The 755-nt window shown below is 30.1% G+C and carries 1 protein-coding gene; it reads left to right on the forward strand.

The window, feature by feature from the left end:
* Positions 1-582 precede the first annotated feature (582 nt).
* The coding region (locus MAGTDC_RS06085) for a homocysteine S-methyltransferase family protein (RefSeq protein ID WP_192573225.1) at positions 583-755 on the forward strand (173 nt) is incomplete at its 3' end.

Genomic DNA, 755 nt, shown 5'->3' on the forward strand with positions numbered 1-755 from the left:
ACTTTATTAATTATTATTTTACTTATTTTAAATTGCTGGTTTATTACGTCTCTCTATAATTTAATACTCGCTGAAGAAACAGGAGGTGGTTTATATATTTATTTGTTTAACATTATTTAGTTTTCTATTTATTTCATAGGGAGAGAAATTATGGAAATTATGTAGTTTCATTTAGGATTATATTATTTTTACCTTTTTTTTGTTTTGTGCTATTTGACCCTATTAAATCGTCACATTCTCCTCCACTTAAAGAAGACACTGGGTCGGTGATCGATGTGTATTCAACGGGGAAATAGCTAAAAATTACAATGGGAATTTTGTACGAGCTTCCGTGTGAAATTCCCTTTCTCTCTTTTCGTGATTCACTCATGTGATAATCGAATTATTATCAATTCAATTTTTTTTTTATTTTTTATTTATTTTATTTTTATCTAAAAGATACAATACTATACTATCTCTAAAATGTATCTTAATTCTACTACTTACCCGGTTTTTTCGTTTAGCTTTTTCTAACTCGTTTAGTGGAGTTATTCTACACAGAGTATGTTTTTCATACTTACTGCGTTTCCTTTCATTTTTTAATTGTTCGCATTCTGGCATTCGGTTAGTCATGCCAAGCCATTAAGTGTTGGATTAAATTGTGCCCTTGGACCAGAACATCTAAAACAATATGCTTCCGAACTATCGAGTATTGTTGGTAAATCAATATGAGTATATCCGAATGCAGGTTTTCAAAACGAAGAGGGAAAGTATAC

This window comes from Candidatus Hodgkinia cicadicola, assembly GCF_002774925.1.